Below are 12,321 nucleotides of genomic sequence, written 5' to 3' on the forward strand. Positions count from 1 at the left end.
TCGCCAAAAGAAATACCCGAGGCAACCAGTGATCCTTTCCCCTTGCTCGCCCCCCCTTTGATAGGAGAAAAGCCTGCCCCATGAATCATTTACGGAGCAGGCGATGTTCTCTATTTTCCGCCGCAATAAAGCGCTACCCGCCCAAAGCCCCTCCCCTAACGGTTTTATACAGCCGGCCTCTAGCCAAGCACTACTGGCATCGCCGCGCCGTCAGAAACTACTGGAGAACATTTGGCAGCGCGCATCGTTATCTCGCTCACAGTTTGTCGAGCTCTATAGGCGTCCACTTGAGCGCTACGCGGAGTTGGTCCAGCAGCTCCCTGCTTCGCAAAACCACCATCATGCACACCCTGGCGGCATGCTGGATCACGGGCTTGAAATCGTCGCCTATGCCTTGAAAATTCGACAGAGCTACCTGCTTCCTATAGGCGCACCGCCGGAGTCTCAATCAGCACAGGCTGAGGCCTGGACTGCCGCCGCGGCTTACGGCGCTCTGATACACGACCTCGGCAAGATCGCCGTCGACGTGCACGTCGAGCTGGCAGGAGGTAAAACCTGGCACCCGTGGCACGGCCCAATCGATCGTCCCTATCGATTCCGTTACGTGAAAGGACGCAACTACCAACTTCACGGAGCCGCTGCCGCACTGATCTACGCGCAGATCCTCTCCTCAGAAATCTTAGATTGGCTCAGTAATTTCCCCGAAGTGTGGTCGCAGTTAATCTTCATTTTGGCTGGTCAGTACGAACATGCCGGCATTTTGGGAGAGATCGTGGTCAAGGCCGATCAGGCGTCCGTCGCACAGGAGCTCGGTGGAAATCCAGCCCGCGCGCTGTCCGCGCCCAAACAGTCTTTGCAGCGTCAATTAGCAGATGGGTTGCGTCACCTGGTCCGAGATACATTCAAACTGAATCAACCCGATGGACCGTCAGATGGATGGCTGACACAGGATGCTCTTTGGCTGGTTAGCAAGCCTATTGCTGATCAATTGCGAGCCTATTTGCTGACCAAAGGCGTTGAAGGTGTACCCAGTACGAATGCGCCTTTCTTCAACATGCTGCAAGATCAGGGGGTAATCCAAACCAATGCCCAAGACAAGGCAATCTGGAAAGCCACGATAGACAATGGTCGTGGCTGGCGAAACACCTTCACCCTGCTGAAGCTCTCACCGGCACTGATCTGGAATGATCCAAGTGATCGGCCCACAGCTTACGCTGGGACTCTTGAGGTAGAAGCTGGCAACCCGGTAGAAGACTCTGCAGCTGAAAATACCGTCGCCACACCGGCCAAAAAGTTGCCTTCGGAAATTCAATCCAGCCCTGTGCCGGCGCCTTTAGCACCGGCACAGCCATCACCGTTCGAACTACCTCAGCATTCCTCGAGCAGTACAGATGAATTTGACGAGCTACTGGCGCTCCTTGGTAACATCAATGAGCCATCAGAAGACACCAAAAACAAAGCGGTCTCAGCGGCACATACCGCGCCTCCGAAACTGGATGAAATCCAGCCTTCCCAAACCTCCAATCAAGGAGGTGCGCCTTTAGCAATAATCGAAGAAGTCACTCCGATGCCTAGCAATAACACCGAGATCGGTCAGGGATTTGTTGAATGGCTTAAGAAAGGCATCGCATCCCGGACCATCATTATCAACGATACCAAAGCGCTGGTTCATACCGTAGCAGGGACCGCTATGCTGGTAACGCCTGGAATTTTCAAACGCTACGTCCTTGAATTCCCCCATATCGAACAGCAAGCCAAAGTACAGCAAGTCAGCGCCTGGCAGCTGGTTCAACGTAGTTTCGAGAAACAGAAACTTCATCGAAAAACGCATAAGAGTTTGAATATTTGGACCTGTGACGTTGTTGGACCTCGAAAATCCAAGCAGCTCAAGGGGTACTTACTACTAGACCCGCGAACAATCTTCTCTGAGGTCCCTTTCGACAATATCAGCCTGTCCTTGAAGTCAGAAGCAACGGAGCCGCCACAATGACGACGCCCTCGAATCTGACGGAGGAATACATCTTTGCCCATGATCTGCGGCCTGCCAGTGCAAAGATCTATCGCGCCTCGACCAAAGCACTACTCAAGCATTTCCGAACGGCCTCAGTTGAGGAGATCGATCATCGTGCGGTTCTGACATGGCGAAAAAAAGTCCTTGAGAACGGATTATCCAAACGCAGCTGGAACACCTATTCAAATCACCTTCGAACTGTTTGGGGCTACGCCATAGAACACGGCCTGATGACCCATACCACGATCAACCCATTCAAGAAAACCAGCGTTATCCCACCAAAGCGAGCCAGCAAGACAATCAATGGAGACGCCATCCAACGAGCACGCAACTGGCTCATATCCCTTGTAGGCCAAGAACGTTGTACGCATGAACGTAGCCAGATCACACCTGCCTGGTTCTGGCTCAGCGTCTTCGAGATGTTTTATTACACAGGCATACGTCTGAATGCCCTGCTGTGCCTGCGTTACAAAGATATCGACTGGGACAGCCAGATGATCTTGGTCCGCGGTGAAACAGAGAAGACCCATCGGGAGTTTTTCCTCCCCATTATGGAAGGACTCGCTCCACACTTATCCAGGATCTTGGGGGAGGCCGAGAAAATCGGTTTTTCACCAGACGATCAGCTGTTCAACGTCAACAGATTCTCTCGTCACTTCCATGGCAAGGAAATGAACATCGACCAGGTGGAGTCAATGTACGGCAAGCTCACCGATAAGATCGGCGTGCGCATGACCCCTCACCGCTTCAGGCACACATTAGCAACAGACTTGATGAAGCAGCCTGAGCGAAACATTCATCTCACGAAAAGCCTGCTGAATCATTCGAATCTAGCGACAACGATGAATTACATAGAGGCGGACTACGACCATATGCGTGCTGTTCTACATGAGCGGAGTCGGGCTCAGGGCGCTCTGAGCCGAGTGACACGAGTTGATCCAAGTGGCAAACCCTCTGCCCCCTTACCCGCCAAAATAGGTGTGCATTCACAGGAAACCGCTCAACCAGAGCCCAAGAAGCTGCCAGCTCCACAACAATCTAGCAGCACAGAGGTCAGTATTGATCGGCGGACCAAGTCGACTGGCCGAAGCGCGCTACAGAAGGCTCTCGAGCTCGCATCTGCGCAACTGCATCGCGAGTCAATGACATGCTCTATGGACCCACCAGTAGATCAAGTAGAGCAGAGTCTACTATTGACGCTAATGGCGAGCGGGCTTGGTGTCGGCACATTCAGGAAACGCACCTCAACTGAGCATTCAATGCGAAGCTCATCATTTTCCAGAGCATCGCCCTAGTACGCTCATAATCAAAGCGCACTGGCTATAGGGAATTCTGGTTGGCCAGAGGCTTTCGCATGCCCGGAATAAAGAACCAGGTCGAAATCCGGATTTTTTCCAGACGAACGGTACGACTTTGCTCAAGGCACAAAAAAAGGCGTCATAAAGACGCCTTTTTCATTAAATATGGTCGGGGTAGGGGGATTCGAACTCCCGACATCCTGCTCCCAAAGCAGGCGCGCTACCGGACTGCGCTATACCCCGGAATGCGCATCGCAAAGCCTATGCACATTGACATCATGACGAACCGAAACTACTGTTCGCCTCAGACGGCTGCATGTCTACGGCGATATCTAAGTGCTGTAACACTTTCCAAAACCGTAAAACCGCCTCTATCAGAGCTAGAACCTCTGATTCTAAGATTTGATTCCAGCGTCAACTGGTCTCAAAAATGGTGGGTCGTGTGGGATTCGAACCTACGACCAATTGGTTAAAAGCCAACTGCTCTACCAACTGAGCTAACGACCCAAATATGGTCGGGGTAAGGGGATTCGAACTCCTGACATCCTGCTCCCAAAGCAGGCGCGCTACCGGACTGCGCTATACCCCGGTTTTGAAATTGGCTCCGTGACCAGGACTCGAACCTGGGACCCAATGATTAACAGTCATTTGCTCTACCGACTGAGCTATCACGGAACTACATATTTCAAAGTGTTACGTTGTTGCATGTTACCTTCTCTTCGACGCTTCCGTATCGCTACGTTAGTGTCTCTGAGGCGCGCTATTCTACAATCTTAAAAACCCCTGTCAACCCTTTAAATTGCTTTTAAGACAATGATTTGCGCTTCTTTCTGATTTCTCCTTGGGGAGAAGAAACCGTTGGGCTGACGTTGCTGCGGGGCGCACTTTACAAGCCTTTGCCTTACAGTTCAACGCCCTATCGAAAAAAAAGGCCCCGCAATGCGGGGCCTCTTCTTATAGCAGTACCGCTTGGGCTTAGTGGAAGACGATTTCGTCGTTCTCCACCGTTGCCTCGACGCTGGTGCCCGGCATAAAGCTGCCCGACAGGATCAGCTGCGCCAACGGGTTCTCGATCCAGCGCTGGATCGCACGTTTCAACGGCCGTGCGCCATAAACCGGGTCGTAACCAACCGCGATCAGCTTGTCCAACGCCTCGCGGCTCAGCACCAGTGACAACTCGCGCTCCGCCAGACGGCTGCGCAGGCGGCCCAACTGGATCTCGGTAATGCCCGCGATCTGATCCCGCGCCAGAGGCTCGAAGATCACCACTTCATCGACCCGGTTGATGAACTCCGGCCGGAAGTGGCTGGTCAGCGCGTCCATTACGGCTGCACGCTGGGCCTCACGATCACCCACCAGCTCCTGAATCTGTACCGAGCCCAGGTTGGAGGTCATCACGATCACCGTATTGCGGAAGTCCACGGTGCGCCCGTGACTGTCCGTCAGGCGGCCATCTTCCAGCACTTGCAGCAACACGTTGAACACATCCGGGTGGGCCTTCTCGACCTCGTCCAGAAGGATCACCGAGTAAGGCTTGCGCCGTACCGCTTCGGTCAGGTAACCGCCTTCCTCGTACCCTACATAGCCTGGTGGCGCCCCGATCAGGCGAGCCACGGAATGTTTCTCCATGAACTCGGACATATCGATCCGCACCATCGCCTCTTCGGTATCGAAGAGGAATTCGGCCAGGGCCTTGCACAACTCGGTCTTGCCCACGCCGGTCGGGCCGAGGAACATGAACGAGCCGCTCGGACGGTTCGGGTCGGACAACCCGGCCCGCGAACGCCGCACCGCGTTGGACACCGCGACCACCGCCTCTTCCTGGCCGATGACGCGCTGGTGCAACAGGCTTTCCATCTTCAGCAGCTTGTCGCGCTCGCCTTCGAGCATTTTCGACACCGGGATACCGGTCCACTTCGAGACGACTTCGGCGATTTCTTCCTCGGTCACCTTACTGCGCAGCAGCTGGTTCTCGGGCTTGCCGTGCTGGTCGACCATCTGCAGGCTACGCTCCAGGTCCGGGATCACCCCGTACTGCAACTCGGCCATGCGGTTCAGGTCGCCTTTACGGCGGGCTGCTTCCAGTTCCTGACGGGACTGCTCGATCTTTTGCTGGATCTGCGCAGAACCCTGCACTTCGGCTTTTTCCGAGGTCCAGATTTCTTCGAGGTCCGAATACTCGCGTTCCAGGCGAACAATTTCTTCCTGAAGTTTTTCCAGGCGTTTCTTCGCCGGCTCGTCTTCTTCTTTCTTCAGGGCCTGGGATTCAACTTTCAGCTGAATCAGGCGCCGATCCAGACGGTCCAGCACTTCGGGCTTCGAATCGATCTCCATCCGAATGCGGCTGGCCGCTTCATCGATCAAGTCGATGGCCTTGTCCGGCAACTGCCGATCAGTGATGTAGCGATGGCTCAGTTTCGCCGCCGCGATGATCGCACCGTCGGTAATCGCGACTTTATGGTGGACCTCATACCGCTCTTTCAAGCCACGCAGGATCGCGATGGTGTCTTCTTCGCTCGGTTCTTCCACCAATACTTTCTGGAAGCGACGCTCAAGGGCCGCGTCCTTCTCGATGTACTGACGGTATTCGTTCAGCGTGGTCGCACCCACGCAATGCAACTCGCCCCGCGCCAGTGCCGGCTTGAGCATGTTGCCCGCGTCCATCGAGCCTTCGCCTTTACCGGCGCCGACCATGGTGTGCAGTTCGTCGATAAACAGAATGATCTGCCCTTCCTGCTTCGACAGTTCGTTCAGCAGGGATTTGAGGCGCTCTTCGAACTCGCCACGGAACTTGGCGCCGGCAATCAGCGACCCCATGTCCAGGGACAGCAGGCGCTTGCCTTTAAGGCCGTCCGGCACTTCACCATTGATGATGCGCTGGGCCAGGCCTTCGGCAATCGCGGTTTTACCCACGCCAGGTTCGCCGATCAGCACCGGGTTGTTCTTGGTGCGACGCTGCAGGACCTGGATGGTGCGACGAATTTCGTCGTCACGGCCGATCACCGGGTCAAGCTTGCCTTCTTCGGCGCGCTTGGTCAGGTCGACGGTGTATTTGTCCAGGGCCTGGCGGGACTCCTCGTGGTTAGGGTCATTTACCGCCTCGCCGCCGCGCAGGTTGTTGATGGCGTTTTCCAGGGCTTTTTTGCTCACGCCCTGGCCCAGCAACAATTTGCCGAGTTTGCTGTTGTCGTCCATCGCGGCGAGCAGCACCACTTCACTGGAGATGAACTGGTCACCCTTTTGCTGCGCCAGTCGATCCGCCTGGTTAAGCAGACGCGCCAGATCCTGGGACATGTTCACGTCGCCAGTCGGGTTTTGGATTTTCGGCAGTTGGTCGAGCTCTTTGCTCAACTCCTTGCGCAGGCTGTTGACGTCGAAGCCCACCTGCATCAGCAAGGGTTTGATGGAACCGCCTTGCTGCTCCAGGAGCGCTTGCATCAAGTGCGCAGGCTCGATGGCCGGATGATCCAGGCCAACCGCCAGAGATTGGGCGTCAGATAAAGCCAACTGCAATTTGCTGGTTAAACGATCAATACGCATTAGTCACCTTCCTTTTGAGCAGGCCGGAGCTATGAACAAACACATCCTGAATGAAGAAACCTGCCAGATACCCTTATAGATGGGGTGGATTCTGGAAGATTCAAGCGGGCGACCGCTGACTTGCGTCAGGATTGACCCAAGTCAAAGGAGTCTAGCGTTCAAGCCAGACAAGGGAGGCGAACCGACCGGTGCGCGGGCTGCGACGGTAGGAATAGAAGCGGGGATCCGTCACGGTGCACAAGCCACCACCGTACACGGCAGTGACGCCGCGGGCGGCAAGCCGCAGGCGGGCCAGCTGATAAATGTCGGCCATGAACTTGCCCGGGTTCTGACTGGGCACGAACGCCTCAATCGTTTCCGGAAGTTGCTGCATAAAGGCTTCACGCACTTCCGGGCCGACTTCAAAGGCTTGCGGACCGATGGCCGGCCCCAGCCACACCAGTACGTCGGCAGGCTCGGCATCCAGGCTTTCAACGGTCGCTTCCAATACGCCAGCGGCCAGGCCACGCCAGCCGGCATGGGCTGCCGCGACGCGGGTACCGGCGCGATTGCAAAACAAGGCAGGCAGGCAATCAGCCGTCATCGAAGTGCAGGCGATGCCCGGGGTGCTGGTCCAACTGCCATCGGCTTCGGCAGTCCGGCCGGGATCCGCCTCGACGACAACCACACCGTGGACCTGGCGCAACCAGGCGGGCTGGATATTGAAGGCAGCGCGGAGACGACGGCGATTTTCGAGCACGGCTTCGAGGCTGTCCTCGACATGATCGCCGAGATTTAGCTTGTCGAACGGCGCCACGCTGACGCCGCCCGCACGGGTGGTAACACAGGCTTTCACCCCGGCCGGCGCGGGCCAGTCAGGAATCAGCCAGTCACTCATCCGATAAACGCCTCGCGATCCTGCTTGAGCAGCGACAACAACCAGACAAAATCGTCTGGGAGTGGCGATTCCCAGCTCATCCGTTTACCGCTCGTCGGATGATCCAGCTCCAGGAAGCGTGCATGCAGCGCCTGGCGCGGGAAGGTTTTCAGCGAATCAACCATGGTTGCACTGGCCGCCGGCGGAATGCGGAAGCGGCCACCGTAGGCCGGATCTCCGACCAACGGGAAGTTGATGTGCGCCATGTGCACCCGAATCTGGTGGGTACGACCGGTTTCCAGCTTTACCCGCACGTGAGTGTGGGAGCGGAAACGCTCAAGCACGCGGTAGTGGCTGACGGCTTGCTTGCCGCCTTCCATCACCGCCATACGCTGGCGCTGCTGGCCGTGGCGGCCGATCGGGGCATTGATTTTGCCACCGGCGGTTACCACGCCGATCACGATGCATTCGTAGATCCGGCTGACGCTGCGGCTCTGCAGTTGTGTGACCAGCTGCGTCTGCGCCTGAATGGTCTTGGCCACCACCATGAGGCCGGTGGTGTCCTTGTCCAGGCGGTGCACGATGCCGCAGCGCGGGACATTGATGATGTCCGGCACGTGGTGCAACAAGGCATTGAGCAGCGTGCCATCAGCGTGCCCGGCGGCCGGGTGAACCACCAGGCCGGCAGGTTTGTTGATCACCAGGATGTCGTCGTCTTCGTAGACGATGTCCAGTTCAATGTCCTGGGCGATCCATTCTCCCTGGGCTTCCTGCTCGGCAGTCAGCTCAAGAATCGCACCACCATGGACTATGTCTCGCGGGCGGATAACCGCTCCATCCACAGTCAGGCGGCCGTCTTTGATCCAGGCGGAAAGGCGCGAGCGCGAGTGCTCAGCGAATAATTGTGCGGCGACTTGATCGAGGCGTTGGCCGCCCAATTCGGACGGCACCTCTGCGCGAAGTTCAATTTTATCGGACATGCTCAGACTAGGCGTGGCACAGCCTTTGGTTTCGGCTGCGCGCTTGTGGTTAAATACGGCGTCTTTTGCCCCGAGGCTTTCCAAGGGGCGCTCATCATAACAGGACGGCCCCGCCCAAGACAGCGGCCGTCATAGGGACGCAAGCCGCCATGCAAGTGAAACACCTGCTGCTGATCGCCATCCTCGCCATGACTGCTGCTTGCTCGTCAACAAAGGAAGTCGTCGACGAAAACCTGAGCGAGGTCGAGCTGTACCAACAAGCTCAGACCGACCTGAACAACCACAGCTACACCAGCGCCACGACCAAGCTCAAGGCACTGGAGTCGCGGTATCCGTTCGGGCGCTACGCCGACCAGGCCCAGCTCGAGCTGATCTACGCCAACTACAAGAACGCCGAGCCGGAAGCTGCCAAGTCCGCCGCCGAGCGTTTTATCCGCCTGCACCCTCAGCACCCGAACGTGGACTACGCCTACTACCTCAAGGGCCTGACCTCGTTTGACCAGGACGTTGGCCTGCTGGCGCGCTTCCTGCCGCTGGACATGACCAAGCGTGACCCGGGCGCTGCCCGCGACTCCTACAACGAGTTCGCCCAGCTCACCAGCCGCTACCCCAACAGCCGCTACGCGCCGGACGCCAAGCAGCGCATGATCTACCTGCGCAACCTGCTGGCTTCCTACGAAATCCACGTAGCCCACTACTACCTGACCCGTCAGGCGTACGTTGCTGCCGCGAACCGTGGCCGTTACGTAGTGGAAAACTTCCAGGAAACCCCATCGGTGGGTGACGGCCTGGCCGTGATGACCGAGGCTTACCAGCGCCTGCACCTGGACGCCCTGGCGGCCACCAGCCTGGAAACCCTGAAGCTCAACTACCCGGACCACCCAAGCCTGAAGGACGGCCAGTTCGTACCGCAGGTTGCCGAAGCCGACAACCGCTCGTGGTTGAGCAAGTACACCCTGGGCCTGATCGAGTCCCGTCCACCGCTGCCGCCGGGCGAAACCCGCGCCAACCAGGACATCATCAAGCAATACCAGGACGCCAAGGATTCGATTCCATCGGACCTCAAGCCGCGTGACGAAAACGGCGACATCATCGAAGAGCAAGGGCCTCAAGCCCTGGGCAATAACGAAGATCGCTCGTGGTTCAGCTACATGACTTTCGGTATCTTTGACTGATTGTTCGCCGCGATGCAAAAAGGGAGCTCTTCGGAGCTCCCTTTTTTATTGCGCTGCATAATTGCGCTGTGCGCCCATCACGTCCTTGGCTAAACTGCGGGATTCCTTGTCGAGAAGCTGCCCACCATGGTTCGTCTACTGTTCTGGATCGCCGTTATTGCTGCCGCGGTATGGTTTTGGCGCAAATTCAAAAGTCCGGCCGCCAAACAGCAGCGGCCCAGCGAACAGGGCCCGATCCAGATGGTTCGTTGCGCCCACTGTGGCCTTCACCTGCCACAGGATCGAGCCTTGAGCCTGCGCCAGGAATGGTATTGCACCCAGGCGCATCTGGAGCAAGGGCCGAAATCTATCCAGCGTTGATTCGGCCTGCCGGCGCATACGGGGCCGGATCAATGATCGGCTCATGTCCCAGCAACAAATCGGCAAACAGTTGGCAGGACGCCGGCGCCAGCACCAGGCCGTTGCGGTAATGCCCGCAGTTAAGCCACAGCCCGTCGAAACCTGGCACCTTGCCAATATACGGAATGCCCTCCGGCGAGCCGGGCCGCAAACCGGCCCAATGCCCCACCACTTCGGCATCGGCCAGGGCCGGAATCAACTCGACGGCAGAGGCTTTCAGGCTTTCCAGTGCAGAGTCGGTGGGCGTCTTGTCGAACCCCTCGTGCTCCAGCGTGCTACCAATCAGAATGTGCCCATCCCGCCGGGGAATCGCATAACGCCCCTTGGCCAGGACCATGCACGACAAGAAGTCCGACGCACACTTGTACAAGATCATCTGCCCCTTGACCGGCTCCACGGGCAACTCAAGCCCCAGGCGGCCCAGCAACTCACCGCTCCAGGCGCCGGCGGCCAGCACTACCTGATCGCCATGGATCGGCCCGAGCGCCGTATTCACCCCAACAACCTTGCCGCCCTGCTGAATAAACCCATCAACCGCACACTGCTCGTGAATCGTCACGCCCGGCAGGGCCAACAAGGCCGCCTTGAGGGATTTGACCAACCGCGGATTACGCACATTGGCCACATCCGCCATATAGATCGCCTGGGAAAACCCGGCACCCAGCACCGGCACAGCGTCATGGGCAGCTGAAACATCCACCTTGCTCAGCGGGCGCCCTTCGCGGGCTGCCCAGGCAAGCGCCTCGGTTTCATCATCCAGGTCCAGCCAATACAGGCCGGTGGTGTGAACTTCCGGGTCAATGCCAGTAGCCGCGAACAGACGCTCTGCCAGTTGCGGGTAAAAATCCTGGGACCAGTGCGCCAGGGCCGTCACGGCCGGGCTGTAGCGCCACGGGTAGAGCGGGGAGACAATGCCGCCGCCGGCCCAGGAAGACTCCTGACCGACCGCCGAACGATCCAGCAGCACAACCGCTTGCCCTTGGGTCGCCAGGTTGAACGCCGTCAACAACCCGATTACCCCACCACCCACAACCACTACTTGCTGTTGCTTAGCCATTGTTCGATCCAGCCGATAAAAAGAAAAAGGCACGCCCGGCGCCCAATCGTCCAGCTTCCTCATCATTGCCCCCAGCACGCCTTGCGCGTCATATCAGGCGCGGCTCCCGGATTGCTTCGCGCACCGGTACTGCTCAGGCTGAAGGCGGCACAGGGATCGCCCGCCATCACCGAGTCAATTGCCGGCGTGGCAAGCAGAACGAAATCCTGAGGGTTCAATGCAGGGGTGATTCTATAGCGATCATTGCCGGCGATGACGCCAGTCGCATCAATAAAAGTGCCGTTCCTCGCGTAATAACGCTCAAGGTACTGTGCCTGCTCACTCAGCAACCCGGCAATTTCCGCGCGATAGACCTTTTTCATATGGCTGAGATACCCGGGATAGGCGACGCCCGCCAGGAGTCCGACGATCGCCACGGCGATCAGTAATTCGATCAGGGTGAAGCCTGTGCAATCCTTGCCCATCGTGCTGCTCACCTATTGAAGTTGTCGCCACATGATTCGTCGAAAACGCTCGCCGGGCCCGCTGCCCACACGGGCATACACAGACTCCAGGACCGAACGCGAGTGCCCACTGACGCCCACTGATGTCACGCGATAGACCGTGGCCTGGGCCTCTGCCGGGAGCTGAGCCAAACCCGTTCCCGGCCCCAGTTTTTGAATACCGTAGACGCCATCTTTCATCCCTATCCAGGTCACAGTCGATACGGGATTCGTCCCCGGCCCCACTACCGAAACCGATTCGGCAGGTGGCGCGCACGCAGCCGTCGAGTGGCAAGGGCGCAGGGCGAAACCTGACGCCTGCACCAAAGACTCGCCAAGCCTGAGGCCGCTTTCGGCCTGCTGAAACGACTGGTTGCGCTGCCGAAGGCTGCCGGTAATTTTTTCTTGCGAGATTGCTCCCTGCATCGAAGACACTCCGAGGAGTGCCAACAGCAGCAGGAATACCAGGCTGATCAGCAAAACCATGCCTGCCTGCCTCGAACGGGAGAGGTAATAACCCATG

At 57.7% G+C, this 12,321-nt stretch carries 10 protein-coding genes and 4 tRNA genes; 4 read left to right on the top strand and 10 right to left on the bottom strand.

Annotated elements, in window-relative coordinates; genetic code table 11:
• Window positions 1–103: 103 nt before the first annotated feature.
• Both mobH and xerC read left to right on the top strand, forming a co-directional pair.
• Entirely contained in the window at window positions 104–1,990 is a 1,887-nt protein-coding gene (mobH, locus tag QF039_RS24780; protein ID WP_008432854.1) for a MobH family relaxase, read from the top strand.
• Window positions 1,987–3,306, top strand: a complete 1,320-nt coding sequence (gene xerC / locus QF039_RS24785; RefSeq protein ID WP_008432853.1) for a tyrosine recombinase XerC — start codon at window positions 1,987–1,989, stop codon at window positions 3,304–3,306. Before mobH ends, xerC begins: the two co-directional genes overlap by 4 nt.
• A gap of 169 nt (window positions 3,307–3,475) precedes the next feature.
• On the opposite strand, the gene QF039_RS24790 is transcribed toward xerC, so the two are convergent.
• The 7 genes from QF039_RS24790 to rluD form a co-directional block, all read right to left on the bottom strand.
• A tRNA-Pro gene (locus QF039_RS24790) sits at window positions 3,476–3,552 on the bottom strand.
• 188 nt (window positions 3,553–3,740) lie between these two features.
• A tRNA-Lys gene (locus QF039_RS24795) sits at window positions 3,741–3,816 on the bottom strand.
• 5 nt (window positions 3,817–3,821) lie between these two features.
• Window positions 3,822–3,898, bottom strand: a tRNA-Pro gene (locus tag QF039_RS24800).
• Window positions 3,899–3,908: 10 nt separating this feature from the next.
• Window positions 3,909–3,984: transfer RNA gene (locus QF039_RS24805), tRNA-Asn, on the bottom strand.
• Between the two features lie 300 nt (window positions 3,985–4,284).
• Window positions 4,285–6,849: an ATP-dependent chaperone ClpB gene (gene clpB / locus QF039_RS24810; RefSeq protein ID WP_003215904.1), complete on the bottom strand. Its 2,565-nt coding sequence runs from the start codon at window positions 6,847–6,849 to the stop codon at window positions 4,285–4,287.
• Between the two features lie 151 nt (window positions 6,850–7,000).
• On the bottom strand, window positions 7,001–7,726 hold the full coding sequence (gene pgeF, locus QF039_RS24815; protein WP_307521190.1) for a peptidoglycan editing factor PgeF: 726 nt from the start codon (window positions 7,724–7,726) through the stop codon (window positions 7,001–7,003).
• Window positions 7,723–8,685: a 23S rRNA pseudouridine(1911/1915/1917) synthase RluD gene (rluD, locus tag QF039_RS24820; RefSeq protein WP_003215899.1), complete on the bottom strand. Its 963-nt coding sequence runs from the start codon at window positions 8,683–8,685 to the stop codon at window positions 7,723–7,725. The genes pgeF and rluD overlap by 4 nt, the downstream gene beginning before the upstream one ends.
• A gap of 149 nt (window positions 8,686–8,834) precedes the next feature.
• On the opposite strand from rluD, the gene QF039_RS24825 reads away from it, so the two are divergent.
• Window positions 8,835–9,860 carry an outer membrane protein assembly factor BamD gene (locus QF039_RS24825; RefSeq protein ID WP_003215898.1) on the top strand — a complete coding sequence of 342 codons (1,026 nt, stop codon included), beginning with the start codon at window positions 8,835–8,837 and terminating at the stop codon, window positions 9,858–9,860.
• 126 nt (window positions 9,861–9,986) lie between these two features.
• The gene (locus tag QF039_RS24830; RefSeq protein WP_026078011.1) at window positions 9,987–10,220 is read left to right on the top strand and encodes a PP0621 family protein; all 234 of its coding nucleotides are present in this window, start codon (window positions 9,987–9,989) and stop codon (window positions 10,218–10,220) included.
• Here the strand turns inward: QF039_RS24830 and thiO are convergent.
• From thiO to QF039_RS24845, 3 genes are all read right to left on the bottom strand, one after another.
• Entirely contained in the window at window positions 10,207–11,316 is a 1,110-nt protein-coding gene (thiO, locus tag QF039_RS24835; protein WP_003215894.1) for a glycine oxidase ThiO, read from the bottom strand. The two genes, QF039_RS24830 and thiO, sit on opposite strands and share 14 nt — an antisense overlap.
• A 62-nt stretch (window positions 11,317–11,378) precedes the next feature.
• On the bottom strand, window positions 11,379–11,780 hold the full coding sequence (locus tag QF039_RS24840; protein ID WP_003215892.1) for a type IV pilin protein: 402 nt from the start codon (window positions 11,778–11,780) through the stop codon (window positions 11,379–11,381).
• 12 nt (window positions 11,781–11,792) lie between these two features.
• Window positions 11,793–12,320: a PilX N-terminal domain-containing pilus assembly protein gene (locus QF039_RS24845; RefSeq protein WP_307521194.1), complete on the bottom strand. Its 528-nt coding sequence runs from the start codon at window positions 12,318–12,320 to the stop codon at window positions 11,793–11,795.
• Between the last annotated feature and the right edge of the window lies 1 nt (window position 12,321).

The sequence above is a fragment of the Pseudomonas sp. W2I6 genome (genome assembly GCF_030815935.1).
In the GTDB taxonomy this organism is placed as follows: domain Bacteria; phylum Pseudomonadota; class Gammaproteobacteria; order Pseudomonadales; family Pseudomonadaceae; genus Aquipseudomonas.

Excerpts from the sequence above, each read along its gene's own strand:
- mobH (WP_008432854.1), top strand. The coding sequence starts at position 104 with ATGTTCTCTATTTTCCGCCGCAATAAAGCGCTACCCGCCCAAAGCCCC.
- xerC (WP_008432853.1), top strand. The coding sequence starts at position 1,987 with ATGACGACGCCCTCGAATCTGACGGAGGAATACATCTTTGCCCATGAT.
- clpB (WP_003215904.1), bottom strand. The coding sequence starts at position 6,849 with ATGCGTATTGATCGTTTAACCAGCAAATTGCAGTTGGCTTTATCTGAC.
- pgeF (WP_307521190.1), bottom strand. The coding sequence starts at position 7,726 with ATGAGTGACTGGCTGATTCCTGACTGGCCCGCGCCGGCCGGGGTGAAA.
- rluD (WP_003215899.1), bottom strand. The coding sequence starts at position 8,685 with ATGTCCGATAAAATTGAACTTCGCGCAGAGGTGCCGTCCGAATTGGGC.
- QF039_RS24825 (WP_003215898.1), top strand. The coding sequence starts at position 8,835 with ATGCAAGTGAAACACCTGCTGCTGATCGCCATCCTCGCCATGACTGCT.
- QF039_RS24830 (WP_026078011.1), top strand. The coding sequence starts at position 9,987 with ATGGTTCGTCTACTGTTCTGGATCGCCGTTATTGCTGCCGCGGTATGG.
- thiO (WP_003215894.1), bottom strand. The coding sequence starts at position 11,316 with ATGGCTAAGCAACAGCAAGTAGTGGTTGTGGGTGGTGGGGTAATCGGG.
- QF039_RS24840 (WP_003215892.1), bottom strand. The coding sequence starts at position 11,780 with ATGGGCAAGGATTGCACAGGCTTCACCCTGATCGAATTACTGATCGCC.
- QF039_RS24845 (WP_307521194.1), bottom strand. The coding sequence starts at position 12,320 with ATGGGTTATTACCTCTCCCGTTCGAGGCAGGCAGGCATGGTTTTGCTG.